Annotated in this window: 32 protein-coding genes; 27 read left to right on the forward strand and 5 right to left on the reverse strand. The window is 44.2% G+C overall.

Annotation, left to right across the window (positions count from 1 at the left end; all coding sequences use genetic code 11):
- Positions 1-41 precede the first annotated feature (41 nt).
- Entirely contained in the window at positions 42-554 is a 513-nt protein-coding gene (gene rpoE / locus BTW01_RS15155; RefSeq protein ID WP_162103825.1) for a DNA-directed RNA polymerase subunit delta, read from the forward strand.
- 240 nt (positions 555-794) lie between these two features.
- The gene (gene pyrG / locus BTW01_RS15160; RefSeq protein ID WP_162103826.1) at positions 795-2402 is read left to right on the forward strand and encodes a glutamine hydrolyzing CTP synthase; all 1608 of its coding nucleotides are present in this window, start codon (positions 795-797) and stop codon (positions 2400-2402) included.
- 81 nt (positions 2403-2483) lie between these two features.
- On the opposite strand, the gene BTW01_RS15165 is transcribed toward pyrG, so the two are convergent.
- On the reverse strand, positions 2484-3005 hold the full coding sequence (locus BTW01_RS15165) for a DUF2529 domain-containing protein (protein ID WP_162103827.1): 522 nt from the start codon (positions 3003-3005) through the stop codon (positions 2484-2486).
- A 165-nt stretch (positions 3006-3170) separates the two neighbouring features.
- Here BTW01_RS15165 and spo0F point away from each other — a divergent pair, with 165 nt between their 5' ends.
- The 4 genes from spo0F to BTW01_RS15185 all read left to right on the forward strand — a co-directional run bounded on the left by spo0F (position 3171) and on the right by BTW01_RS15185 (position 7009).
- Positions 3171-3545, forward strand: coding sequence for a sporulation initiation phosphotransferase Spo0F (gene spo0F, locus BTW01_RS15170; protein ID WP_003227621.1), 375 nt, complete (start codon positions 3171-3173; stop codon positions 3543-3545).
- Positions 3546-3724: 179 nt separating this feature from the next.
- Positions 3725-4582: a class II fructose-bisphosphate aldolase gene (locus BTW01_RS15175; protein ID WP_162103828.1), complete on the forward strand. Its 858-nt coding sequence runs from the start codon at positions 3725-3727 to the stop codon at positions 4580-4582.
- A gap of 118 nt (positions 4583-4700) precedes the next feature.
- The gene (gene fsa / locus BTW01_RS15180) at positions 4701-5339 is read left to right on the forward strand and encodes a fructose-6-phosphate aldolase (RefSeq protein ID WP_162103829.1); all 639 of its coding nucleotides are present in this window, start codon (positions 4701-4703) and stop codon (positions 5337-5339) included.
- Between the two features lie 380 nt (positions 5340-5719).
- On the forward strand, positions 5720-7009 hold the full coding sequence (locus BTW01_RS15185) for a UDP-N-acetylglucosamine 1-carboxyvinyltransferase (RefSeq protein WP_162103830.1): 1290 nt from the start codon (positions 5720-5722) through the stop codon (positions 7007-7009).
- 157 nt (positions 7010-7166) lie between these two features.
- Here BTW01_RS15185 and BTW01_RS18765 read toward each other — a convergent pair whose 3' ends face one another.
- Positions 7167-7511 (reverse strand): hypothetical protein, encoded by a 345-nt coding sequence (locus tag BTW01_RS18765; RefSeq protein WP_162103831.1) that lies wholly within the window; start codon positions 7509-7511, stop codon positions 7167-7169.
- A 146-nt stretch (positions 7512-7657) separates the two neighbouring features.
- On the opposite strand from BTW01_RS18765, the gene BTW01_RS15195 reads away from it, so the two are divergent.
- From BTW01_RS15195 to BTW01_RS15220, 6 genes are all read left to right on the forward strand, one after another.
- On the forward strand, positions 7658-7819 hold the full coding sequence (locus tag BTW01_RS15195) for a hypothetical protein (RefSeq protein WP_162103832.1): 162 nt from the start codon (positions 7658-7660) through the stop codon (positions 7817-7819).
- Positions 7820-7849: 30 nt separating this feature from the next.
- A complete protein-coding gene (gene rho, locus BTW01_RS15200; RefSeq protein ID WP_010328939.1) occupies positions 7850-9133 on the forward strand; it encodes a transcription termination factor Rho in 1284 nt (427 codons plus the stop codon).
- 118 nt (positions 9134-9251) lie between these two features.
- Positions 9252-9452: a 50S ribosomal protein L31 gene (gene rpmE / locus BTW01_RS15205; protein WP_003151132.1), complete on the forward strand. Its 201-nt coding sequence runs from the start codon at positions 9252-9254 to the stop codon at positions 9450-9452.
- 89 nt (positions 9453-9541) lie between these two features.
- A complete protein-coding gene (locus BTW01_RS15210; RefSeq protein ID WP_162103833.1) occupies positions 9542-10129 on the forward strand; it encodes a thymidine kinase in 588 nt (195 codons plus the stop codon).
- A gap of 287 nt (positions 10130-10416) precedes the next feature.
- On the forward strand, positions 10417-12114 hold the full coding sequence (gene malS, locus BTW01_RS15215) for an oxaloacetate-decarboxylating malate dehydrogenase (protein ID WP_162103834.1): 1698 nt from the start codon (positions 10417-10419) through the stop codon (positions 12112-12114).
- Positions 12115-12195: 81 nt separating this feature from the next.
- Complete coding sequence (locus tag BTW01_RS15220; protein WP_162103835.1) at positions 12196-13155, forward strand: AEC family transporter; 960 nt, start codon at positions 12196-12198, stop codon at positions 13153-13155.
- 36 nt (positions 13156-13191) lie between these two features.
- Here the strand turns inward: BTW01_RS15220 and racA are convergent, their stop codons facing one another.
- Positions 13192-13746, reverse strand: coding sequence for a chromosome-anchoring protein RacA (racA, locus tag BTW01_RS15225; RefSeq protein WP_162103836.1), 555 nt, complete (start codon positions 13744-13746; stop codon positions 13192-13194).
- Between the two features lie 121 nt (positions 13747-13867).
- Positions 13868-14254, reverse strand: coding sequence for a VOC family protein (locus BTW01_RS15230; protein ID WP_162103837.1), 387 nt, complete (start codon positions 14252-14254; stop codon positions 13868-13870).
- Between the two features lie 125 nt (positions 14255-14379).
- On the opposite strand from BTW01_RS15230, the gene prfA reads away from it, so the two are divergent.
- The 3 genes from prfA to BTW01_RS15245 are packed head-to-tail and all read left to right on the forward strand — an operon-like array spanning position 14380 to position 16663.
- Positions 14380-15450 (forward strand): peptide chain release factor 1, encoded by a 1071-nt coding sequence (gene prfA, locus BTW01_RS15235; protein WP_162103990.1) that lies wholly within the window; start codon positions 14380-14382, stop codon positions 15448-15450.
- A 1-nt stretch (position 15451) separates the two neighbouring features.
- Positions 15452-16318, forward strand: coding sequence for a peptide chain release factor N(5)-glutamine methyltransferase (gene prmC, locus BTW01_RS15240; RefSeq protein ID WP_162103838.1), 867 nt, complete (start codon positions 15452-15454; stop codon positions 16316-16318).
- A gap of 57 nt (positions 16319-16375) precedes the next feature.
- Positions 16376-16663 carry a DUF5316 family protein gene (locus BTW01_RS15245; RefSeq protein WP_162103839.1) on the forward strand — a complete coding sequence of 96 codons (288 nt, stop codon included), beginning with the start codon at positions 16376-16378 and terminating at the stop codon, positions 16661-16663.
- An 18-nt stretch (positions 16664-16681) separates the two neighbouring features.
- Here the strand turns inward: BTW01_RS15245 and BTW01_RS15250 are convergent, their stop codons facing one another.
- Entirely contained in the window at positions 16682-17044 is a 363-nt protein-coding gene (locus tag BTW01_RS15250; protein ID WP_162103840.1) for a UPF0715 family protein, read from the reverse strand.
- Between the two features lie 140 nt (positions 17045-17184).
- Here BTW01_RS15250 and spoIIR point away from each other — a divergent pair, with 140 nt between their 5' ends.
- The 12 genes from spoIIR to atpE all read left to right on the forward strand — a co-directional run bounded on the left by spoIIR (position 17185) and on the right by atpE (position 25887).
- Entirely contained in the window at positions 17185-17850 is a 666-nt protein-coding gene (spoIIR, locus tag BTW01_RS15255) for a stage II sporulation protein R (RefSeq protein WP_162103841.1), read from the forward strand.
- A gap of 66 nt (positions 17851-17916) precedes the next feature.
- The gene (locus BTW01_RS15260) at positions 17917-18360 is read left to right on the forward strand and encodes a GNAT family N-acetyltransferase (protein ID WP_162103991.1); all 444 of its coding nucleotides are present in this window, start codon (positions 17917-17919) and stop codon (positions 18358-18360) included.
- A gap of 157 nt (positions 18361-18517) precedes the next feature.
- Positions 18518-19558 carry an L-threonylcarbamoyladenylate synthase gene (locus BTW01_RS15265; protein ID WP_162103842.1) on the forward strand — a complete coding sequence of 347 codons (1041 nt, stop codon included), beginning with the start codon at positions 18518-18520 and terminating at the stop codon, positions 19556-19558.
- 69 nt (positions 19559-19627) lie between these two features.
- Entirely contained in the window at positions 19628-20185 is a 558-nt protein-coding gene (locus BTW01_RS15270) for a manganese efflux pump MntP family protein (RefSeq protein ID WP_162103843.1), read from the forward strand.
- A gap of 74 nt (positions 20186-20259) precedes the next feature.
- Positions 20260-20712, forward strand: a complete 453-nt coding sequence (locus tag BTW01_RS15275) for a low molecular weight protein arginine phosphatase (RefSeq protein WP_162103844.1) — start codon at positions 20260-20262, stop codon at positions 20710-20712.
- Positions 20713-20866: 154 nt separating this feature from the next.
- Positions 20867-21319 carry a ribose 5-phosphate isomerase B gene (gene rpiB, locus BTW01_RS15280; RefSeq protein ID WP_162103845.1) on the forward strand — a complete coding sequence of 151 codons (453 nt, stop codon included), beginning with the start codon at positions 20867-20869 and terminating at the stop codon, positions 21317-21319.
- A 12-nt stretch (positions 21320-21331) separates the two neighbouring features.
- Entirely contained in the window at positions 21332-21874 is a 543-nt protein-coding gene (locus tag BTW01_RS15285; RefSeq protein WP_162103846.1) for a TIGR01440 family protein, read from the forward strand.
- 201 nt (positions 21875-22075) lie between these two features.
- Positions 22076-23323, forward strand: coding sequence for a serine hydroxymethyltransferase (gene glyA / locus BTW01_RS15290; protein WP_162103847.1), 1248 nt, complete (start codon positions 22076-22078; stop codon positions 23321-23323).
- 132 nt (positions 23324-23455) lie between these two features.
- A complete protein-coding gene (gene upp, locus BTW01_RS15295; protein ID WP_024713806.1) occupies positions 23456-24085 on the forward strand; it encodes a uracil phosphoribosyltransferase in 630 nt (209 codons plus the stop codon).
- Positions 24086-24503: 418 nt separating this feature from the next.
- The gene (atpI, locus tag BTW01_RS15300; protein ID WP_162103848.1) at positions 24504-24887 is read left to right on the forward strand and encodes an ATP synthase subunit I; all 384 of its coding nucleotides are present in this window, start codon (positions 24504-24506) and stop codon (positions 24885-24887) included.
- Between the two features lie 7 nt (positions 24888-24894).
- Positions 24895-25629 carry a F0F1 ATP synthase subunit A gene (atpB, locus tag BTW01_RS15305; protein WP_162103849.1) on the forward strand — a complete coding sequence of 245 codons (735 nt, stop codon included), beginning with the start codon at positions 24895-24897 and terminating at the stop codon, positions 25627-25629.
- 45 nt (positions 25630-25674) lie between these two features.
- Positions 25675-25887: a F0F1 ATP synthase subunit C gene (atpE, locus tag BTW01_RS15310; protein WP_044159733.1), complete on the forward strand. Its 213-nt coding sequence runs from the start codon at positions 25675-25677 to the stop codon at positions 25885-25887.
- Positions 25888-25934 lie beyond the last annotated feature (47 nt).

Consider the following 25934-nt stretch of genomic DNA (forward strand, 5'->3'; position numbering starts at 1 on the left):
AAAACAGATACATATAAGTAATAGAAAGGGAGTGTCCGACCTTGGGTATCAAACAATATTCACAGGAAGAGCTAAAGGAAATGGCTTTAGTTGAAATCGCTCACGAATTATTTGAAGAACATAAAAAACCAGTTCCTTTTCAGGAGCTTTTAAATGAAATTGCATCTTTGCTCGGCGTGAAAAAAGAAGAGCTAGGAGACCGCATCGCTCAATTTTATACAGATTTAAATATTGACGGCCGCTTCTTAGCGCTTTCTGATCAAACGTGGGGGCTTCGCAGCTGGTATCCGTACGATCAGCTTGACGAAGAAACGCAGCCGACAGTTAAGGCGAAAAAGAAAAAAGCAAAAAAAGCAGTCGAAGAAGATCTTGATCTTGACGAGTTTGAAGAGGTCGATGAAGACGATCTTGATCTAGATGAAGTTGAGGAAGAACTCGACATTGACACCGATGATGACTTTGACGATGAAGACGAAGACGATGACGGTCTTGAGATCGAAGAGGATATCGTTGATGAAGAAGATGAAGACGAAGAAGATGAGGACCTTAAATAGTAAAACGCCCTCATCAAAACGATCTTGACTTTCATAGTCGAACTATGTAGTATGTATTTTGGGCTCTTCAAAAACGAAGAGAGAACATAGTGCGTTATGCTCCCTTTCAAGAAATTGAAAGGGAGCTTTCTTATTTTCACCCCTCATTTTTTCTTATAAATCATTTAAAAGGCTAAATGATTTTCTATAAAACAGTACATTTTAAGCATGTAGCTAAGAGCGAAGAGAGGAGCAAACGAAATGACGAAATATATTTTTGTAACCGGGGGAGTCGTATCCTCACTTGGAAAGGGTATTGTAGCAGCTTCATTGGGACGTTTGCTGAAAAACCGCGGGCTGAACGTGACGATTCAAAAATTTGATCCATACATCAACGTTGACCCGGGAACAATGAGCCCATACCAGCACGGTGAAGTATTTGTAACGGATGACGGCGCTGAAACAGACTTGGACCTTGGTCACTATGAGCGTTTTATCGACATCAACTTGAATAAATTCAGCAATGTGACAACAGGTAAAATCTATTCAACGGTTCTTAAAAAAGAACGACGCGGAGACTACCTTGGCGGAACAGTACAGGTTATCCCGCACATTACAAACGAACTGAAAGACCGTGTTTACCGTGCGGGGAAAGAAACAAACGCGGATGTTGTTATTACAGAAATCGGCGGAACTGTCGGAGACATCGAATCACTGCCATTCCTTGAAGCGATCCGCCAAATGAAGAGTGACATCGGCCGCGAAAACGTGATGTACATCCACTGTACGCTTGTTCCTTACATTAAAGCGGCGGGCGAATTGAAAACAAAACCGACACAGCATAGTGTAAAAGAATTACGCAGCTTAGGCATTCAGCCAAACATCATCGTCGTTCGCACAGAAATGCCGATATCTCAAGATATGAAAGATAAAATCGCGTTATTCTGCGACATCGATACAAAAGCGGTGATCGAGTGTGAAGATGCGGACAACCTTTACTCCATTCCGCTCGAGCTGCAAAAACAAGGGCTTGATAAACTAGTTTGCAATCACATGCAATTGGAATGTAAAGAAGCGGAAATGTCCGAGTGGAAAGAGCTTGTGAACAAAGTCAGCAACCTATCACAAACGGTTACGATCGGCCTTGTTGGTAAATACGTTGAGCTTCCTGACGCATATATTTCTGTCGTTGAATCACTCCGCCATGCGGGTTATGCGTTTGACACAGATGTAAAAGTGAAATGGATCAACGCTGAAGAAGTGACAGAAAGCAACATCAAAGAACTCGCAAACGGAACGGACGGCATCATCGTGCCGGGCGGATTCGGAGACCGCGGTGTTGAAGGCAAAATCGTCGCCACAAAATACGCGCGTGAAAACAACATTCCATTCTTTGGCATATGCTTAGGTATGCAGGTTGCGTCAATTGAATACGCACGACATGTATTGGGCTTAAATGGCGCTCACTCAGCGGAAATTGATCCATCAACTCAATACCCGATCATTGACCTTCTTCCTGAACAGAAAGATATTGAGGATCTCGGAGGAACGCTGCGGCTTGGTCTTTACCCTTGTAAGCTTGAAGAAGGCACAAAAGCCTTTGAAGTGTATCAGGATGAAGTGGTGTACGAGCGCCACCGCCACCGCTACGAGTTCAACAACGAATTCAGACAGCAAATGGAAGATCAAGGCTTCGTATTCTCGGGCACAAGCCCTGACGGACGCCTTATTGAAATCATCGAACTGAAAGATCACCCTTGGTTCGTGGCTTCTCAGTTCCACCCAGAGTTCAAGTCAAGACCGACAAGACCTCAGCCTCTATTCAAAGGCTTTATCGGAGCGTCTGTCGAAGCTGCAAACCAGAAGTGATAAAAAAAGACTTGCCGTTTGTCAAAAGCGGGCAAGTCTTTTTTATTTGTTTCCTGTAAGATCCAGCATTACAATAAGATATTATGCATACTCTTGCAGGATTTCTTTTAATGTAAACGATAAAGCATGGTAGACATACAATGCCGTCATTAAAGAAGGAAATCCGTAACGGGTGCCGTCTTCATCAGGAACAAGCGGCATTTTTAATTTAGAGTCAATATGTACATCACAATATTGTTCAATTCCCGCACTGTCTTTAGCTGCCGGTGATACGCATACGACCCCTGCACCTTTTTCAAAAAGCTCTTTCGCCAGCGCCTGCTCTTCAGCTGTGCCCGATCCTGAACAAAACATCAGTACCCTGTCGCTTTCTGTCACGTCCTCAGCGCTTTCTGGAAAGGCTTTGACAGATGGGAATGGTTCTTTACTTTCGGTTGCCTCATAAAAGACGCCCTGAAGCTCATTAGCTCCGTATAAATAAATGGAATGCCCGCTAATCACTGCTTGAGCAAGCAGCCGTGCCCCATCTTCAATCGCGTCAGATTCCTTATCCTGAATGCGGGAAAAAATACCTGTTAACTGCGTCGTGAATATTTTCAACATAAGTGAATCCTCCTTTATAACGTACAATATCAGTATACAACAAAAGAGAAAATGCGCAGAAAATGTCGTAAAGTAGACTATTATAATTAAAGGAAATAGGAAAATCAAACAGAATACATACACTACTGCTTACTTTTGACGAAAATCATAATATTGGGGTGTAAAATGATGAATGAAAAAATTTTAATCGTTGATGATCAATACGGCATACGTATTTTGCTTAACGAAGTATTCAATAAAGAAGGCTACCAGACGTTTCAGGCTGCAAACGGTCTGCAGGCACTTGACATTGTGACAAAAGAACGGCCTGACCTTGTGCTTCTCGACATGAAAATTCCCGGAATGGATGGTATCGAAATTTTGAAACGGATGAAGGTCATTGACGAAAACATCCGGGTAATTATCATGACGGCATACGGAGAGCTCGACATGATCCAGGAATCGAAGGAACTGGGCGCTTTGACGCACTTTGCGAAGCCGTTTGACATTGATGAAATCCGAGATGCAGTGAAAAAATATTTGCCTCTGAAGTCTAACTGACATAAAGAAGAAACAAATGAATCATGTCATTATGTTGCCGATTTGTCGAAAAGTTGGTATTCTAGTTATGGAGAAAAAGCGATCTGGTATTTACATATGACAGCATTAAATGGGTCATGATAGGATGGAGAGCTTTTTTCGCTAGAAGACAATCAGGCTACATAAGGAGGACGTTCGACATGCCTTTAGTTTCAATGACAGAAATGTTGAATACAGCTAAAGAAAAAGGTTATGCAGTAGGACAATTCAACTTAAACAACCTTGAGTTTACTCAAGCAATTTTACAAGCAGCTGAAGAAGAAAAATCTCCAGTGATCCTTGGTGTTTCCGAAGGTGCGGGACGCTACATGGGCGGCTTCAAAACAGTCGTAGCTATGGTAAAAGCACTTATGGAAGAGTACAAAGTGACAGTTCCTGTTGCGATCCACTTAGACCACGGTTCAAGCTTTGAATCTTGTGCGAAAGCGATTCATGCAGGTTTCACATCTGTTATGATCGACGCTTCTCACCATCCATTTGAAGAAAACATTGCAACAACTTCTAAAGTTGTTGAGCTTGCTCATTTCCACGGAGTATCTGTAGAAGCTGAGCTTGGAACAGTTGGCGGACAAGAAGATGACGTTATCGCTGAAGGCGTAATCTACGCTGATCCTAAGGAGTGCCAAGAGCTTGTTGAGCGCACTGGCATCGACTGCCTTGCACCTGCATTAGGTTCTGTTCACGGTCCTTACAAAGGTGAACCAAACCTTGGTTTCAAGGAAATGGAGGATATCGGTAAAACAACTGGTCTTCCATTAGTTCTTCACGGCGGTACTGGAATTCCGACTGCTGACATTAAAAAATCAATTTCACTTGGTACAGCTAAAATCAACGTGAATACTGAAAACCAAATTTCTTCTGCAAAAGCTGTTCGCGAAACATTGGCAGCTAAGCCTGACGAATACGATCCTCGTAAATATCTTGGACCTGCTCGTGATGCGATCAAAGAAACAGTTATCGGTAAAATGCGTGAATTTGGTTCTTCAAACCAAGCTTAATTCAATTTGAACGTTTATAGCCGCCTGACAGCTTGACAGGCGGTTTTCTGTCTATCATTAGAAAGCGCAATCATATCCACTGTTCAGAAAATTTCTTTTTCAGGGAGGCTTTTGGGTCATGCTATTTTTTGTTGATACAGCCAATATTGATGAAATCAAAGAAGCGAATGAATTAGGAGTTCTTGCCGGTGTAACGACGAATCCTAGTTTAGTAGCAAAAGAAGCTAACGTATCATTCCACGACCGTCTTCGCGAGATTACAGACGTTGTGAAAGGTTCTGTAAGCGCAGAGGTTATTTCTTTGAAAGCAGAGGAAATGATTGAAGAAGGAAAAGAACTGGCGAAAATCGCTCCAAACATTACGGTGAAAATCCCGATGACGCCTGACGGTTTAAAAGCGGTAAGAGCACTTACTGACTTAGGCATCAAAACTAACGTCACATTGATTTTTAATGCCAATCAGGCGTTGCTCGCTGCCAGAGCAGGGGCAACGTATGTATCGCCTTTTCTGGGACGTTTAGATGACATCGGCCACAACGGTCTTGATCTGATTTCAGATATCAGACGGATTTTTGACATTCATGATCTTGACACACAAATCATTGCAGCGTCAATCCGTCATCCGCAGCACGTGACAGAGGCAGCGCTAAGAGGGGCTCATATCGGCACAATGCCGCTGAAAGTCATTCATGCGCTTACGAAGCATCCGCTAACAGACAAAGGAATCGAACAATTCCTGGCAGACTGGAACAAATAATGGCAAACAGCGGCAAACCGCTTTATCTCTGTTTGCCGCGGCTTTTGTTTTTTCATCGTCCTGATTCAGCGGACTTGCAGATGCAGACGCAACTTAACAGAAAAGGAATGATTGGGCTGCAGAAGCTGATATCGGAACGAAGGGTTTGCGTACCGCTTTTTGCCGGATGACATCAATGTCTCTTAAGCCGGCGGGTCTCTGTGCAACTTTCGAAATTTGTGCCCCGCAAAGCTTCGTTATTTTCTTCTGATATTTTACAATGTGTTGTATTCTTTCTCTTCGAATTGGCTAGATTTTGGACATGAGCTTTATTTGCAGAGACAGAATAAAATAACATTTTATTTAGCTCCGCAGCTATCTTCTTATGGAAGGAGACTATCATGGAAAAGTTGAATATTGCCGGCGGTGACTCGTTAAACGGTACAGTACATATCAGCGGCGCTAAAAACAGTGCTGTTGCTTTAATACCTGCAACCATTTTGGCGAATTCCGAGGTGACAATTGAAGGGCTTCCAGAGATTTCAGATATTGAAACGCTGCGTGACCTGTTAAAGGAAATCGGCGGCAGCGTGCATTTTGAGAATGGGGAAATGGTTGTTGACCCCGCCTCAATGATCAGCATGCCGCTTCCTAACGGGAAAGTAAAAAAGCTTCGCGCGTCGTATTATTTAATGGGGGCGATGCTCGGCCGCTTCAAACAGGCTGTCATCGGATTGCCTGGCGGCTGCCACTTAGGCCCCCGTCCGATTGATCAGCATATTAAAGGCTTTGAAGCGCTTGGTGCTGAAGTGACCAATGAGCAGGGAGCCATTTATTTGCGTGCAGACAGGCTGAGAGGCGCACGTATTTACTTAGATGTCGTAAGCGTAGGGGCAACCATTAATATTATGCTTGCCGCTGTTTTGGCAGAAGGGAAAACAGTCATTGAAAATGCTGCCAAGGAGCCTGAGATCATCGATGTCGCGACACTGCTTACCAGCATGGGCGCCAAAATCAAAGGCGCGGGAACCAATGTGATCCGAATTGACGGAGTGAAGGAATTGCACGGCTGTAAGCATACGATCATTCCGGACAGAATTGAGGCTGGGACCTTTATGATTGCAGGGGCTGCAATGGGCAAGGAAGTCATTATCGATAATGTGATTCCCACTCACCTTGAGTCTTTAACGGCAAAGCTGAGAGAAATGGGCTACCATATCGAAACAAGTGACGACCAGCTTCTTATTGTCAACAGGCAGAAACACTTAAAGCCGGTTGATGTCAAAACCCTTGTATACCCAGGCTTTCCGACTGACTTACAGCAGCCGATGACAGCGCTCCTGACAAGGGCAAAAGGGACGAGTGTCGTCACAGACACCATCTACTCGGCGAGGTTTAAGCATATTGATGAACTGAGACGGATGGGTGCCAACATGAAAGTAGAAGGCAGATCTGCCATCGTCACTGGTCCTGTCGAGCTTCAAGGCGCAAAGGTGAAAGCGAGTGATCTGCGTGCGGGAGCTTGTCTGGTCGTTGCCGGCCTGATGGCTGACGGTGTCACGGAAATTACGGGTCTGGAGCATATAGACCGCGGATACAGCAACCTTGAGAAGAAGCTTGAAGGGATTGGAGCGACAATCTGGCGTGAAAAATTGACTGACGAAGAAATAGAACAGCTTCAAAATTCATAATGATTTCTTGTTTGAGGAGATCGTGTGGGCATGGAAAAAGTTTATCTTATCTATGGAATTGGTGCGTGCGACCGAAGCGCCAATCTGTATATCGGAGGGGACTCGGAAACGGGCCCGCACCGATGTCGCAGCTGACTCGCTTGAAGGCACAAACCTTTTAGCAAGCGTCGCTGACGGTCCAGTCCGCGGCCCTGGCATAAATATGCGAAAAATCGAAAGCGGTGGGCTGCATTGAGATTGAAGCATCAGACATTGATAAAAGTTGTGGCAAAAGAAAAACAAGACGTCGTTGCCACGAAAGACATCTAAGTTTCGTGAGGCCGGCACCAGAATCAATTTGATCAACGTTAGCGATGTCGCAGGCGCCATCAACACGACTATGGATCAGGAGAGAGCTTTCTGCTGCTGCGTTAAAATGTTGTAATTCAGCCTTAACCAACAAAAATAGCGGGTGTGCGCCCGCTTTTCCTTTGCAGAAAAGCGTCAACTCTATCAATTCCATGTCAAAACCTTATTTCAGTTGAATAATTTTCTGAAATAAGGTAAAAATAAAGAGTGCTGCGAATTTTACTGCGTAATTCCTTCTTTTAAGCACTAGGAAAATTTCAATTTCTACCGCATACAGACGATATAAGTATTGATCTTCTCATGTTTTTGTCCTCGCTTCCTTCAAAACTCATTAAGACAATCCTTTTAACAAAAGCGCCGATCATGGGTGGAAGTGTTACCGATAGAAGTTCCTTTATGTTAAAAAAAGAATGTGCTTTGGCGGATGTTGTGCAAAAGCAGCAGGTTATATGTGCAGAGTAAGATATTGACTATGAAAAGCGTGGTGTTTTTATGAAAAACGTATCCATTTCCTCTTTGGAAAATATGAAGTTGAAAGAGCTTTATGAACTTGCAAGACATTATAAAATCTCCTATTACAGCAAACTGACAAAAAAAGAACTCATTTTCGCTATTCTAAAAGCAAACGCAGAACAGGAAGATCTGCTGTTTATGGAAGGCGTTCTTGAAATCATCCAGTCCGAAGGTTTCGGCTTCCTGAGACCGATCAACTACTCTCCAAGCTCAGAAGATATTTACATTTCAGCTTCACAAATCCGCCGTTTCGATTTGCGAAACGGAGACAAAGTATCAGGCAAGGTTCGCCCGCCAAAAGAAAATGAGCGCTACTATGGACTTTTGCACGTTGAAGCGGTAAACGGGGATGATCCCGAATCTGCAAAAGAGCGTGTGCATTTCCCGGCTCTTACACCTCTTTATCCAGACCGCCAAATGGTGCTTGAAACAAAACCAAACTTCTTGTCTACAAGAATTATGGACATGATGGCGCCGGTTGGATTTGGCCAGCGCGGTTTGATTGTTGCACCTCCAAAAGCTGGCAAAACGATGCTGCTGAAGGAAATTGCCAACAGTATTACAGCGAACCAGCCTGAAGCAGAGCTGATTGTGCTTTTGATCGACGAAAGACCAGAGGAAGTGACCGATATCGAGCGCTCTGTAGCCGGGGATGTCGTCAGTTCAACGTTTGATGAAGTGCCGGAAAACCATATTAAAGTGGCTGAGCTTGTGCTTGAGCGCGCAATGCGTCTAGTAGAACACAAAAAAGACGTCATCATTCTGATGGATAGTATCACACGTCTTGCCCGCGCCTACAACTTAGTGATTCCGCCAAGCGGAAGAACGCTTTCCGGAGGGATCGACCCAGCAGCGTTCCACCGCCCGAAACGCTTCTTCGGAGCTGCGAGAAATATCGAAGAGGGCGGCAGCTTAACGATCCTTGCTACGGCTCTTGTCGATACAGGATCGCGTATGGACGATGTGATTTATGAAGAATTCAAGGGAACAGGCAACATGGAGCTTCATCTTGACCGTTCTCTGGCAGAGCGCCGCATCTTCCCGGCCATCGATATCCGCCGTTCAGGAACGCGTAAGGAGGAGCTGCTTGTGCCTAAAGAGCACCTTGATCGTTTATGGTCGATTCGCAAAACGATGTCTGATTCACCGGATTTCGCAGAAAAATTCATGAGAAAAATGAAAAAAACCAAAACGAACCAGGAATTCTTCGATATACTCAATCAAGAATGGAAACAAGCAAATCTATCATCTGCCAGACGATAAATTGTATTTGCAAAAGAAGTAAATCACTGATATAATTTTCTCATATGCGTTTCGGACAATGATCCGAAATAATAACTCTGTTTCCACACGGGATTCAGGGCGGAAGGAGATGGATACAATGAAAGCAGGAATTCATCCTAATTTCAAAAAAGCAACAGTTAAATGCGCTTGTGGAAATGAATTTGAAACAGGCTCAGTAAAAGAAGAGGTACGCGTTGAGATTTGCTCTGAATGCCACCCATTCTACACTGGCCGTCAAAAATTCGCTTCTGCTGATGGTCGTGTTGATCGCTTTAACAAAAAATACGGTCTTAAGTAATAATAGATTTTTCAACAGGCAAGAAGCACTCTTGCCTGTTTTTTATATTGTCTAAAACACAAGCTGGCAGAGAGAGGGGAGCGGAGCTTATGTACATAATGAAACAAAGCGGGTGGCTTGAGCTGATTTGCGGCAGTATGTTCTCAGGAAAATCTGAAGAGCTGATCAGAAGAGTAAAGAGAGCGACTTACGCCAAGCAGGAAGTCAGAGTATTTAAGCCTGTAATTGATGATCGATACAGCGAAGATGCAGTTGTTTCCCATAATGGAACATCCATGACGAGCTATGCTATTTCTTCTGCTGCGGACATTTGGACTCACATCAGTGAAAATACGGATGTGATTGCTGTTGATGAAGTGCAGTTTTTTGACAGGAATATTGTGGAGGTCTTATCTTCTCTTGCTGATAAAGGCTACCGTGTGATTGCAGCGGGTCTTGATATGGATTTTAGAGGAGAGCCGTTCGGCGTCGTCCCGAAAATTATGGCGATTGCAGAAAGTGTGACAAAGCTGCAAGCTGTCTGTTCCGTCTGCGGATCACCGGCGAGCAGGACACAGCGCCTGATTGATGGCAAACCAGCTTCTTACGATGATCCGGTCATCATGGTGGGCGCATCCGAATCATATGAAGCAAGATGCAGACACCATCACGAAGTCCCGGATAAATTTACAAAATAGCCCAAAACATAGGCACATAGATGGAAAACACCAGGTGGAATACCGGTGTTTTTTTTATATTCTGATAATAATTAATTAAAAAATTTAATTAAGTGTATTAAAAAATTAAGTAATTTTCTTCTCTTGAATTTTGATTTTGACAGGCATACAATAGCTTACGTAATGTAAATAGTTTTTAGACATTGTTCGAATAATTGTCATAAAGTCGGTATAAAGATCATGATCTTATTTTTTGGATGGGTTATTACTTAACTTGATTAACAATTTCATGAAAGAAGGAGATTTGCTTGAATAACATAAAAAAAACACAAGAAGGCCACTTAGAAACAACTCTTAGAGGAAAAGAAGTTTTATCTATCCCTACTTTAAATAAAGGCGTTGCTTTTTCAGTAGAAGAAAGACAAGAGCTTGGCTTAGAAGGACTTCTGCCGCCAACTGTACTTTCTCTTGACCAACAGGCACAACGCGCATACGAGCAATTCCAAGCGCAGCCTGACCGTCTTCGTCAAAATGTTTACTTAAGTGATCTTGCAAACCGTAACGAAGTTCTTTTCTATAAATTGCTGAAAAACCATCTTCGCGAAATGCTTCCTGTTGTATACACACCAACAGTTGGTGAAGCGATTCAGGAATACAGCCATGAATATAGAAGACCACAAGGTGTCTACTTGTCAATCGACAACATTGACGGCATCGAAAAAGCGTTCGAAAACCTTCATGCGACAGCGGGAGATATCGATCTTATCGTTGCTACTGACTCTGAAAGTATCCTTGGTATCGGTGACTGGGGAGTAGGCGGTATTAACATCGCGATCGGTAAATTAGCTGTTTACACTGCTGCTGCTGGTATTGACCCTAGCCGTGTTATCCCGGTTGTACTTGATGTCGGTACGAACAACGAAAAACTTCTGAATGATCCTTTATATATTGGTAACAAGCATGAACGTGTTCAAGGCGAACGTTATGAAGAATTCGTTGACGCTTATGTGAAAGCGGCATTGAAATACTTCCCTAAAGCGCTTCTTCACTGGGAAGATCTTGGCAACAAAAATGCACGCAATATCATGAAAAAATACAACCATGACATTCTTACATTTAATGATGATATCCAAGGTACAGGCGCGATTACACTAGCTGGTGTGCTTGCCGCTATGAAGAAAACTGGCGCTTCTATTAAAGATCAGCGTGTTGTTGTCTTCGGTGCTGGTTCTGCTGGTATCGGTATTGCTGACCAAATCCGTGACACAATGATGCTTGCTGGATTATCTGAAGAAGAAGCTAACAAACGCTTCTACACAATTGATTACAGAGGCTTGCTGACTGAAGAAATCGAAGGCATCCTTGATTTCCAAAAACCTTACCTTCGCACTACAGATGAAGTGAAAGAGTGGAAACGCGATGAAAAAGGCCAAATTCCATTCGATGAAGTGGTTCGTCAAGCGAAACCAACAATCTTAATTGGTACTTCAGGGGTTTCAGGTGCGTTCACAGAGGAAATTGTAAAAGAAATGGCATCTCACACAGATCGTCCGGTTATCATGCCGATGTCTAACCCGACTCACCTTGCTGAAGCTGTACCAGAAGATCTCTTCAAATGGACTGACGGAAAAGTGCTTATCGCAACAGGAAGCCCATTTGACAATGTAGAATACAACGGTGTTTCTTATGAAATTGGACAATCTAACAACGCATTCGCGTTCCCTGGTCTTGGACTTGGTTCAATCGTAGCGGAAGCGAGTGTAATAACGCCTGCTATGTTTGCTGCGACTGCTGATGCGATTGCTGAAATGGTTGACTTTGAAACACCTGGAGCAGGATTGCTTCCAAGCATTGACAAGCTTCAAGAAGTTTCTATTGAAGTTGCGATTGCAGTTGCTGAAGCGGCAATTAAAGATGGCGTAGCAAATCGTCAGCCTGAAGATGTGAAACAAGCGGTTCTTGATGCAATGTGGACACCGGAATACAAAAAAGTCATCGCGAAATAATTAGCGAGTAAATTTATTCGTCCGAGGGAAAGCTTTTTGTAAAGCTAAAGTATACGGACATAGGATTTGGAGGAGAATATTTTGAGCATCTTAGATATCTTAATCCTCCTGGCACCGATCTTCTTTGTTATCGTGCTAGGTTGGTTTGCAGGACATTTTGGAAGTTATGATGCCAAGTCAGCAAAAGGGGTAAGTACGTTAGTAACGAAATACGCACTTCCAGCTCACTTTATCGCGGGTATTTTGACAACTTCTAGAAGTGAATTTTTATCTCAAGTACCATTAATGGTTTCTTTAATCATTGGGATTGTTGGTTTCTACATCGTTATTTTATTGATTTGCAGATTTGTGTTTAAATATGACTTAACAAACTCATCCGTATTTTCTTTGAACTCTGCACAGCCGACATTCGCTTTTATGGGTATTCCTGTATTGGGAAGCTTGTTCGGTGCGAGTGAAGTCGCGATTCCGATCGCGGTAACAGGTATCGTTGTTAATGCCATTCTTGATCCGCTTGCGATCATTATCGCTACTGTCGGTGAGTCGTCTAAGAAAAACGAAGACAGCGATGACAGCTTCTGGAAGATGACAGGGAAATCCATCCTGCATGGTCTTTGTGAGCCGCTTGCAGCTGCTCCGTTAATCAGTATGCTTATCGTGCTGATTTTCAACTTCACTCTTCCTGATCTAGCAGTTAAAATGCTTGATCAGCTTGGAAGCACTACTTCTGGTGTGGCTCTATTTGCAGTCGGTGTTACTGTTGGTATCCGAAGCATCAAATTCAGCATACCGGCATTTGGAATTGCGCTGCTTAAAGTTGCGGTTCAGCCTGCGTTAATGTTCTTGATTGCTCTTGCAGTCGGATTACCAGCTGACCAAATGACAAAAGCGATTCTGCTTGTTGCATTCCCTGGTTCTGCCGTAGCAGCCATGATTGCAACTCGTTTCGAGAAACAAGAGGAAGAAACAGCTTCTGCATTTGTAATCAGTGCGGTTCTGTCATTGATTTCACTTCCGATTATTATTGCGCTTACTGCGTAAATCACAAAAAGCTCCCTTTATGGGGAGCTTTTTGCTTTAAGTTTGAAATTTGAACAGTGACAGCAGCGGTTTTTTTCTTATTTTGGTTTTTTCGGAAGCAGCGGCGGTCTCGGGGATCGGCGGGGCGGTGAATTCTTTCATTTGTGAGGCCAGTGCCTCTAGATCTCCAAGGATGTCATCAATTTCTCTTCGATGCTGAAGCAGCTGATAAGACACCCCCTCATCGGCTTTTTGTTTCAGCTGGCGTTCCAGTTCACCGATCCTTGCAAGCAGTTCATTTTCGTCCTGTTTTTGCTGTAATAGCGTGTCGAGTTTCTGTTCGAGCTGTTCAATTCTTCGTTCCGAACCGTTATTTGTTTTTTGGACAATGAAACCTCTGCGCTTTTTAACGCTTTGCGGCACATGAATATCCTGAATGGCGGTGCCTTCAGAAATTTGTTTTTGAACAGATTTTAGAACCTTCACGTCTTCTGCCGTAAACGAATAGTGCCCGAGCTCATTGCGTTCGGCCGGGAGATTCAGCTGCTTCACCCACCGCTGCACCGTTTTTGCGGAGACGCCGAGTTCACTTGCCACCATATTTGTATTCATGATCTCATACCTCCTTTTTAGCTAGGTATTCGACCGTAGAATGCGGTTCCCTTCCTGTTAGACAAAACAAGAAAGGATTCGGCAAAGAAAGTGGAGTTCTCCTTTATTTCTTCAAAAACCGTTATTGTTCATACAGTTCTAATGGAAGCTCGTCAGGATCAAAAAAGAAGGTGAACCGCTTGCCAGTCAGCGGATCTGTTCTGATCGGCTCCGTTTTGATTCCTTTTTCATGAAGCTCCTGAACCGCCTCATCCAAGCTGCTGACTGTAAAGGCGAGATGACGCAGGCCTGCTGCTTCAGGCCGAGTTTGGCGTTCGGGCGGATCAGGAAACGAGAACAGCTCAATGAGGTACGAGCCGTTAAGCGACAAATCAAGCTTATAAGAGCCGCGCTCTTTGCGGTACGTTTCTTGAATCACCTGAAAACCAAGTTTATGTACGAAGAAAGTTTTCGACTTTTCATAATCTGAACATATGATTGCAATATGATGTATGGATTTCAGCAACATGATCCCTCCTTGATTCCCAGTATAGCAGAGGAGGCTTTTGCAGCTGGGATTGAAATGCTTTTGACTGGGATTCATCACTATACTATAATGAGAATGTTACGCACAGGAAAACAGAGGTGAAGACCGTGTTAGACCGTTTAAAGTCAATCGAAGAACGATACGAAAAATTAAATGAGCTTTTAAGCGATCCAGAAGTAGTCAACGATCCGAAAAAGCTAAGAGAATATTCAAAAGAGCAATCTGATATACAAGAAACAGTTGACGTATATAGACAATACAGAGATGCGTCGGAACAGCTGACTGATGCAAAAGCGATGCTTGAAGATAAGCTGGACGCTGAGATGCGCGATATGGTGAAGGAAGAGATTTCTGAACTTCAGAAAGAAACGGAAACACTGTCCGAGCGCCTGAAAGTGCTCCTCATCCCGAAAGATCCCAATGATGACAAAAACGTTATCATGGAGATCCGCGGAGCTGCGGGAGGCGAGGAAGCCGCTTTATTTGCGGGCAGCCTGTACAGAATGTATTCCCGCTATGCGGAGCTTCAAGGCTGGAAAACAGAGGTCATGGAAGCGAGTGTAACCGGAACGGGCGGCTATAAAGAGATTATCTTTATGATTACGGGAAGCGGTGCATATTCGAAACTCAAATACGAAAACGGCGCCCACCGCGTACAGCGTGTGCCTGAAACAGAATCAGGCGGCCGTATTCATACCTCTACTGCAACAGTAGCATGTCTTCCTGAGGCGGAAGAGGTAGAGGTTGACATTCATGAGAAGGATATCCGCGTCGATACGTTTGCATCAAGCGGACCGGGCGGACAAAGCGTTAACACAACAATGTCTGCCGTTCGTCTGACCCATTTGCCGACAGGTGTTGTTGTATCATGTCAGGATGAAAAATCCCAAATCAAGAACAAAGAAAAAGCAATGAAGGTTCTCCGTGCCAGAATCTATGATAAATTTCAGCGGGAAGCCCAAGCTGAATATGATCAAACACGGAAATCAGCAGTTGGATCAGGTGACCGCTCTGAGCGTATCCGCACATACAACTTCCCGCAAAACCGTGTGACGGATCACAGAATCGGCCTGACGATTCAAAAGCTTGACCAGATCCTTGAAGGAAAACTTGATGAAGTGGTTGAAGCGCTGATCGTTGAAGATCAGGCAAGCAAGCTTCAGCAGTCGGAAGGTTAAGATGAAGACAATATTTGAAGCCCTGAAATGGGCTTCTTCTTATTTAACTGCAGCGGGAAGAGAAGAAAATGCAGCAGAGCTTCTTTTGCTTAATGATACTGGAATGGACAGGAGCAAGCTGCTTGCTAACTTGCAGGAACCAATCGGTGAAGACGAGCTGTATCGCTTTAGGCGCCACGTTGAGATGCATAAAGAGGGCGTTCCGGTTCAGTACATTATCGGAAAAGAATTTTTTTACGGCCGGGAATTTATGGTGAATGATGATGTGCTGATCCCGCGGCCGGAAACAGAAGAGGTTGTCTATCATCTGCTTGAAAAATATAAGCATGTCTTTTCTGAGGGCGACAAGCTCGAGGTTGTTGACGTCGGTACAGGGAGCGGCGCAATAGCTGTCACGCTTTCGCTTGAAAATCAAAACTTTTCCGTGTCGGCTGTCGATATCTCAAAAGAGGCGCTGCAAGTTGCTTCTGCTAATGCGGAAAAGCTCGGAGCAGATGTTTGCTTTTATGAGGGCGACCTGCTTGAGCCTTTTATTAAGGCGGGAAAAAAAGCCGACATTATCGTTTCAAATCCTCCATATATCTCAGAAGAAGAAATGGCTGATCTGTCGGAGATTGTCCGTTTTCATGAGCCGCTGCACGCTCTCACTGATGGCGGAGACGGACTGAAATTTTATAAGCGGTTTATGGAAGACATCCCGCTAATCATGAAGGATAAAGTGTTTGTTGTTTTTGAAATCGGCTGGAAACAGGGAGAAGCAATCAAAGAGCTGTTCCTCAAAGCATTTAAGGACGCAAAAGTGGAAGTGCTGAAAGATATTAACGGAAAAGACAGAACCATATGCGCCGTAATTCATAAAAATATATAAGCAGCTTGCTGGCAAGTTGATGAATCAAGCTATAACACCGGCAAAGGGGATGACAAAATGAAAAAAGCCCTGGCAGCAGGAATTTTGCTCATTGCGATTGAGAGCATGATTGGCACTATTTTTCCGCAGTCTCTTTCCTATGAAACGATATTTGGCGTTGCGTCTCTCGTTTTGATTGGGCTTGCGGTGATCACATCGGGTTTGGCTGTGAGCGGAAGCGATCAGCGAGCAAACTATCATTCAGAAACGAAAGAAGGCCGAGCAGCCCGCTTGAAAATATCGGCTGCTTTGTTTGTTGCGGCGATCCCTTCTGTTCTATGTTATTTGCTCACGGTCTTGTTCTAATAAAAAAAGGAAGCCTCTTTAGGCTTCCTTTTTTTGCAGTAAAACAGAATCCCATAGCCAATAGACGAGAGCTGTTAATACAGAAAAAAGATAGAAGGCAGTATTTTGAAACAAAGATTGGCTTGAAGGCTGCAGCACGCCGAAAATGATCGCGTTAGCAATAAATGCTGCGGCAAGGTAATACAGAAGATACAAAGGGCTGAACCGTTTCGGTTTTTTATTCATCATGAATTGAAGCGGCAGCGCAAATAGTAAATAAGGAAAAAGGAAATAAAATGCCATCGTGATGACAGCGGCAATGATAAATGAATGAATATAGATAATCGAATAAAGAACTGACATCGTGAATGCTGATAACAACACTGTATAATTATATTTCATTTTAAACCTCCTAAAATACTATCGTACCATAAATTAGATTAACAGCCTGCTAGATTTTTTTCACCCTATACGTTTATCTTAAGCTCTCCTTGTCCATAATAGGGCTAGAACCAAAGGACGGAGAGGAACGGTGGGGACCGATGAAAAAAACTGTCATCATATTCATATATATTTTTCTTTTATTATCTGGAGCGCTTGTAGGGTTGGCAAAAGAAGAAACGGCCCGGCAATCAGAAAATCAGCCGGTGGTCATACCAGATGAGGCGATTCGTCTGAGAATATTGGCAAATAGCGATAGAGAGAAAGATCAACAATTAAAGCGGCAGATCAGAGACGCGGTCAATAAAGAAATCACAACCTGGGTAGAGGATATTACTTCTATAGATGAAGCACGGCGTTTGATTCGCTCAAAGCTGCCTGAAATTAAAGCAATTGCAAAGGAAACAATGAAGAAAGAAGGAGCGGACCAATCGATATCCGTTGATTTTAACAACATCTCATTTCCGACAAAGCTTTACGGAAACATGGTGTATCCAGCCGGTGAGTATGAAGCGATTTTGATTACGCTTGGAAAGGGAGAAGGAGCCAACTGGTGGTGTGTGCTGTTTCCGCCGCTCTGCTTTCTCGACTTTTCTAACGGGGAAGCCGTCAAAGAACAAGAAGATCAAGAAGCCTCGAAAAAACAAACCGAAAAAGTGCTCGAGGACGTAACCGCTAAAGTGAAAAAGGCCAAAGAAGAAGAAAAAGAAGACGACACAGAGGTGAAATTCTTCTTAGTTGAATGGATTTCCGGCCTATTTTCCTAATCACCTGGTCTAAAAATAGATTCGCCTCATAGATTGGAAGAAAGAATGCAAAAACGGGGTGAACGGATGTTTTATCAACTGCGGGTGGCAAGGGAAAAAGACGGAGATGGACTCGAGGCATTTTTGAAACAGGCGAAAACCAGCTGTGAAGGTGTGAGAGAGAACTTCACCCAATTTCTTATGCTGGAGGACAGCGAAAAGAACATTGCCGGCTGTCTCGGAATTGAAAAAATCAGCTGTGGTCAAGGATTGCTGCGATCACTTGTCATATCGGACAAGCTTCATCAAGGTCATATTGTGACGCTCTTTCAAAGCATGGAGCTGTTGTGTGAAAAGCATCAGATCAAAACAGTATATTTAATAGCGAATCAGCATTCCTCCGCCGACTTTCTGGCGGCGCTTGGTTTTGAACCAGCTGAAAGTGTACCTGAAGAGCTGTGTTCTTCTGGTCATTTCTGTGAATCGCAGCAAAGAGAAGGAGCCGTCTTGATGAAAAAAGCATCTGGATAAGTACGATTTATACACATACTTATCCACTTCTTCAATAGCGTTGTCCACAATTTGTGGATAACGCTTGTTTTATTACAGGACATCTTTTATACTTTCAAAAGGATTACACGCGAAAAACAATCGTTTTATCGTTGTGAATAAGGAGTTTGGTCTGAAAATGAAAACGAAAAGATGGTTTGTGGATGTAACTGATGAGTTATCCACAAATGATCCACAAATTGCACAAGCAGCCGCTTTGCTCCGAGAAAATGAAGTCGTTGCATTCCCGACAGAAACGGTATACGGTCTCGGCGCAAACGCGAAAAACACAGAAGCTGTCAAAAAAATATATGAGGCGAAAGGGCGGCCGAGCGATAATCCCCTCATTGTCCACATTGCGGATATCAATCAGCTTGCCGATTTAACCGGCCCGGCGCCGGAAAAGGCGAAAATCTTGATGAAACGGTTTTGGCCGGGTGCACTAACACTCATCCTGCCATGTAAACCTGATGCGCTCTCACCCCGTGTAACGGCAGGGCTTGAAACGGTTGCCATTAGGATGCCGGATCATCCGCTTGCTCTAGCGCTGATTCGTGAGTCTGGTTTGCCGATTGCGGCACCTAGCGCCAATCTGTCAGGCAAGCCAAGTCCGACAAAGGCCGAGCATGTGGCTCATGACTTGGAAGGCCGAATAGCTGGAATTATGGACGGAGGTCCTACCGGGATTGGGGTCGAATCAACTGTACTTTCATGTGCGGGTGACATTCCTGTCCTCCTGCGCCCGGGCGGCGTTACGAAAGAACAAATTGAAGCGGAGGTAGGACCGATCCTTGTGGATAAAGGACTCAGCGATCAAAATGAGAAGCCGATTTCTCCAGGGATGAAATATACACATTATGCGCCGACAGCGCCGCTTGCCATTTGCGAAGGCGGACCAGAGCGCGTTCAGCACCTCATTCAAGAATTTCAACAAGGCGGCAGACGAGTTGGCGTCCTGACGACAGAAGAAAACGCGGACGTATATTCCGCTGATTATGTGAAGAGCTGCGGCAGACGGTCACAGCTTGAGACTGTTGCGGCGGCGCTGTATGATGCGCTGCGCAGCTTTGATGAAAATAAGGTGGACTTTATTATTGCGGAATCCTTTCCTGACACGGGCGTCGGTCTCGCCGTTATGAACAGGCTGATGAAAGCTGCCGGGGGAAGAGTGATTTGCTGAGATGTTCTAACCCTTTTTGGACACGCATAGGCTAAAAAAGCAGGGCGTGTCCAAGGGGGTTATTTATGTATGTCGGATTTGTTCATAGGAGAGCTGGTGACTTTAAGCATCATGGCGTTTGCTTTAGGGATGGATGCTTTTTCTGTCGGTCTCGGAATGGGCATGGTCAAACTCAGGAAAAAACAGATATTCTACATTGGTTTCATTATCGGCCTCTTTCACGTCGTTATGCCTCTTGCAGGGATGGCAGCCGGCAGCATGCTGTCGGGGCTCTTAGGTGTGTTAGCGGTTTATATCGGGGGTTCGCTGCTTTTGGTTCTTGGGGTTCAAATGCTTATGGCTTCTTTTAAACAGTCAGAAGACCGATTCATGTCGCTGGCAGGGCCGGGCTTATTGCTGTTTGCAATCGGCGTCAGCCTTGATAGCTTCTCCGTCGGTTTGAGCTTGGGGATATACGGCTCGCATCTGCTCCTCACCATTACCCTGTTTGGGCTGTTCAGCATGCTATTGACATGGCTGGGCTTGCTGATCGGAAAACAAGTACAGTCATGGCTTGGCTCATACAGCGAAGCGCTCGGAGGCATCATACTCATCGCCTTTGGCTTAAAGCTTCTTTTGCCAATTTGATATTTCAATAAAAGAAACGAAGTCGCCGTTTCTTTTTTCTTCATATATAATAGAGAAAATAAGGGGTGACTAACGTGAATATTATTTTTGTCTGTACAGGAAATACGTGCCGCAGCCCGATGGCTGAGGCGCTTTTTAAATCAATTGCAGAAACGGAAGGGCTGAATGTCAGTGTCCGCTCGGCAGGTGTTTTTGCTTCGCCTAATGGGAGAGCGACGTCTCATGCGGTCGAAGCGCTGTTTGAAAAGCACATCGCCTTGAATCACGTGTCTTCTCCATTAACTGAAGAACATATGGAATCGGCTGATTTAATTCTGACTATGACTCATCAGCACAAACAGATCATTGCCAGTCAATTTGGACGGTACCGTGATAAGGTGTTTACGCTAAAAGAATATGTTACAGGCACCCACGGGGATGTTATCGATCCGTTCGGCGGTTCAATTGAGATCTATAAACAAACGAGAGATGAGCTTGAAGAGCTTCTTTGGCGGCTGGCAAAACAGCTGAAAAAAGAGGGCAAGTAGGCTGTCAGAAAATCTGCAAACAGGTCATTTGCAAATCCTGCGTGAAGGAGTAGAATAAAGTGAAAAGCACATCATTTGGTGTGAACTAGAGCGGACAGGCTGCGCGGCCAATATAGCGGGCGGGACCGCATTACACACGTGGGAGGAAAAGCAGATGAAAGTAGCCATCGCATCGGATCATGGCGGCGTTCACATTCGGAATGAAATCAAAGAGTTAATGGACGAATTGCAAATTGAATATATTGATATGGGCTGTGACTGCGGCGACAGCGGATCTGTCGATTATCCTGATTATGCTTTTCCGGTAGCCGAAAAAGTGGTAAGCGGCGAAGCTGACCGAGGCATTTTAATTTGCGGGACAGGCATTGGTATGAGCATTTCCGCTAATAAAGTCAAAGGCATCCGCTGCGCGCTGGCACACGACACATTCAGCGCGAAGGCAACGAGAGAGCATAATGACACAAACATCCTCGCGATGGGTGAACGGGTGATCGGCCCTGGTTTGGCGCGGGAAATCGCAAAAATCTGGCTGACTACCGAGTTTACCGGCGGAAGACATCAGACTCGTATTAGCAAAATCTCAGATTATGAAGAGAAAAACCTATAGGGGTGCTGTTCAATGAATGAGATCAAACAAACGTGGAGTAGAATACTGTCTGAGTTTCAGGAACAAGCGGAATTGAAGCCGGATCAGCTTTTTGTCCTAGGATGCAGTACAAGCGAAGTCGCCGGCAGCCGGATCGGAACATCGGGCAGTGTAGACATCGCGGAAAGCATCTGCAGCGGACTTGCTGAGCTTAAGGAGAAGACGGGAATCCATCTCGCGTTTCAATGCTGCGAGCATTTGAACAGAGCGCTTGTTGTCGAGGAAGAAACAGCTAGGCTGTTCAGGCTCCCAACAGTCTTTGCCGTACCCGTTCCAAAAGCGGGCGGTGCGATGGCTTCTTATGCATTTAAGCGGATGGCGTCTCCTGTTCTTGTCGAGACCATTCAGGCTGACGCCGGAATAGACATCGGCGATACGTTTATCGGCATGCATCTGAAGCCGGTAGCTGTGCCTGTGCGCGTCTCTCAAAACAGTCTCGGTGCAGCGCATGTGACCTTAGCGCGTACACGGCCGAAGCTGATTGGCGGAATGCGGGCGGTTTATGGGTGTGAATGAAAGGACTGCATGGCCAGTCTTTTCTTTTTAAGCAGAAAAATAAATTCCGAACTTTAGCTTAAATATATGTTGTTAATATTCGTTTTTACCAATATAAATTCAAATTTTTAAAAAATAATCTTTTACATTGGTCTAAAAAACCATGTACAATAGTGATGGTAAAAACAAAGAACAGGATACGGATAGGAGAGGATCTCGCTGATGAAACATTTACCTGCGCAAGACGAACAAGTGTTTAACGCCATTAAAAATGAGCGTGAACGCCAACAGACTAAGATCGAATTGATTGCTTCTGAGAACTTTGTAAGTGAAGCTGTTATGGAAGCACAAGGATCTGTTTTGACGAATAAATACGCTGAAGGATATCCGGGCAAACGCTACTATGGCGGATGTGAGTACGTCGATGTCGTTGAAGATATCGCTCGTGACCGTGCGAAGGAAATCTTTGGAGCGGAATATGTAAACGTTCAGCCGCATTCAGGCGCGCAAGCAAACATGGCAGTATACTTCACGATCTTAGAACAAGGCGATACTGTGCTTGGGATGAACCTCTCCCACGGCGGCCATTTAACACACGGAAGTCCAGTCAACTTCAGCGGTGTGCAATATAACTTTGTTGAGTACGGCGTAGATAAAGAAACGCAATATATTGATTATGATGACGTGCGTGAAAAAGCTCTCGCTCATAAGCCGAAGCTCATCGTAGCAGGAGCAAGTGCGTATCCTCGTACAATCGACTTTAAAAAATTCCGTGAAATTGCAGATGAAGTCGGCGCTTACTTCATGGTGGATATGGCGCATATTGCAGGACTTGTTGCGGCGGGCCTTCATCCAAACCCGGTTCCTTACGCTGATTTTGTGACGACAACAACTCATAAAACACTTCGCGGACCTCGCGGCGGTATGATCCTTTGCCGTGAAGAGTTCGGCAAGAAAATTGATAAATCAATCTTCCCTGGCATTCAAGGCGGCCCGCTGATGCACGTAATTGCCGCAAAAGCTGTTTCATTCGGCGAAGTATTGCAGGATGATTTCAAAACATATGCACAAAACATCATTTCAAATGCGAAACGCCTGGCTGAAGCATTAACGAAAGAAGGCGTTCAGCTTGTTTCGGGCGGAACCGACAACCACCTTATCCTTGTTGACCTTCGTTCTCTCGGACTGACAGGTAAGGTTGCGGAGCACGTGCTTGATGAAATCGGCATTACGTCTAACAAAAACGCGATCCCATACGATCCTGAAAAACCATTCGTCACAAGCGGTATCCGTCTAGGGACAGCTGCTGTGACAAGCCGCGGTTTTGACGGGGACGCATTGGACGAAGTCGGTGCCATCATTGCGCTTGCATTGAAAAACCACGAAGATAAAGGAAAACTTGAAGAAGCAAGACAGCGTGTAGCTGCTCTGACTGATCAATTTCCTTTGTATCAAGAATTAGACTACTAAGACCTAAAAAACCCGCTTGGCTTTGGCCGCGGGTTTTTTGACGATGTTCTTGAAACTCCATGTCTTTTTTTGTAGAATCAATAGAAGTGTGAAATTGTCGATGTGACAATAAAAAAGGAGCTGAAACACAGTATGGGAAAGGTTTATGTATTTGATCATCCTTTAATTCAGCATAAGCTGACATATATACGGAATGAAAATACAGGTACGAAAGATTTTAGAGAGCTTGTGGACGAAGTAGCCACTCTTATGGCATTTGAAATTACCCGCGATCTTCCTTTAGAAGAAGTGGATATCAAGACACCGGTTCAGGCTGCTAAATCGAAAGTCATCTCAGGTAAAAAACTTGGAGTGGTTCCTATCCTCAGAGCGGGATTAGGAATGGTTGACGGTATCTTAAAGCTGATTCCTGCGGCAAAAGTGGGACATGTCGGCCTGTACCGCGATCCCGAAACCTTAAAACCCGTAGAATACTATGTCAAGCTTCCTTCTGACGTGGAAGAACGTGAATTCATCGTGGTGGACCCGATGCTGGCCACAGGCGGTTCTGCTGTTGAAGCCATTCACAGCCTCAAAAAGCGCGGTGCAAAACATATTCGTTTCATGTGTCTTGTGGCGGCGCCTGAAGGTGTGGAAGAATTGCAGAAGCATCATTCAGACGTGGATATTTACATTGCGGCGCTTGATGAAAAATTAAATGAAAAAGGTTATATTGTTCCAGGTCTTGGAGACGCGGGAGATCGTATGTTTGGAACAAAATAAAAGTGAAAACCCCAGAAAGGGTTTTCTTTTTTGTCCAGTTATTTGATATTCGGTCAGCTTGTATACAATTATAGGTGAAAATGTGAACATTCTGTGGAGGCGTAAATTATAAAAAGTTTTTTAACTTTAAACAGATTGACACACGTTCAGGCGCTATTGTATGCTAAACGAGGGTATTATGAGAAGGTTTTCATAGCTTTCATTATAGTCCTCATCCTCAATGTGAATCCTCTTAGAAAACCCGTGTTATGAGGATTTATTTAAGCGAATGAAACAGCATCCCTGCTAGGCTTGCGGATGAATGATTTTTTCGAACAGGCCCGTTTTGCCGGTCAAAAAAGGTCTTCTACTAGGGTTAACCGCTGATTTTTGCCGTATCTAAGATATATTATTTTTTTCATCAGGAGACAGATAATTGATGGACGATCCCAAGCTTACATTTAGCAGACAACGCAAATATATATTGTTTATTTTGGCAGTGTATGTACTGGGTTATGGTTTAACAGCGTATAAAACCGTTTTTTTAGGCCTTATTCTGGGAACTGTTTTCAGTTTGTTTAATTTTTTACTGCTCGTCAGGAGAATGAACGCTTTTGACAGAGCCATTGAGAAAGGAAAGTCCATACGATCTCTTGGGAGCGCAGCGCGGTGGTGCAATGCGATTCTTGCTGCGGCTGTTGCCTATAAAAATCCCGAGCATTTTGATATGGCAAGCACAGTTATTGGATTAATGACAATATACCCTGTCATTATGATAGATTCCTATATCCAGCTTAAACGTTCATCAATGGAAGAGAGGTGAAAACCCTTTGAATCATGAATACAGAACTATTGATTTTTTAGGTCTTACTTTTAATCTCACAAACATTCTGATGATTACTGTGGCGAGTGTGATTGTTTTATTGATTGCTATACTGACGACAAGAACACTTTCGATCCGTCCCGGAAAAGCCCAGAATTTTATGGAATGGATTGTGGATTTCGTCCGCAATATTATTGGCAGTACAATGGATTTGAAAACAGGGGCTAACTTCTTGGCACTTGGTGTCACATTGCTGATGTACATATTTGTGTCGAATATGATGGGTCTGCCGTTCTCTATTACAATCGGCCATGAGCTCTGGTGGAAATCTCCGACAGCCGATCCTGCCATTACATTAACGTTAGCTGTGATGGTTGTTGCTTTAACACACTACTATGGTGTGAAGATGAAAGGGCTCAAGGAATATTCTAAAGATTATTTAAGACCTGTTCCATTCATGCTCCCGATGAAAATCATCGAAGAATTTGCGAATACGCTGACTCTCGGTTTGCGGCTTTATGGTAACATCTTCGCCGGTGAGATTCTTCTCGGTCTGCTTGCGGGATTAGCGACAAGCCATTATTCAGAAAGCGTGGCTCTCGGTCTTGTCGGTACAATCGGCGCAATTCTGCCAATGCTGGCATGGCAAGCATTCAGTTTATTTATAGGAGCCATCCAAGCGTTTATTTTTACAATGCTGACGATGGTGTACATGTCTCATAAAATCAGTCATGATCACTAAAACATTATATCCAAACGGATAACATTTTAAAGGAGGAACTTTTTCATGAATTTAATAGCAGCTGCGATTGCAATTGGTTTAGGCGCACTTGGTGCAGGTATTGGTAACGGTTTGATTGTTTCACGTACGGTAGAGGGGATTGCCCGTCAGCCGGAAGCAGGTAAAGAACTTAGAACACTTATGTTCATGGGTATCGCATTGGTTGAGGCCCTTCCTATTATTGCTGTCGTTATCGCATTCTTAGCGTTCTTTAGATAAGCATAAAAGCCTTATATGAACTAAAAATGGCGAAGATCATTCCAAGA

The sequence above is a fragment of the Bacillus sp. SKDU12 genome, from assembly GCF_010093085.1.
Taxonomy (GTDB): Bacteria; Bacillota; Bacilli; order Bacillales; family Bacillaceae; genus Bacillus; species Bacillus mexicanus.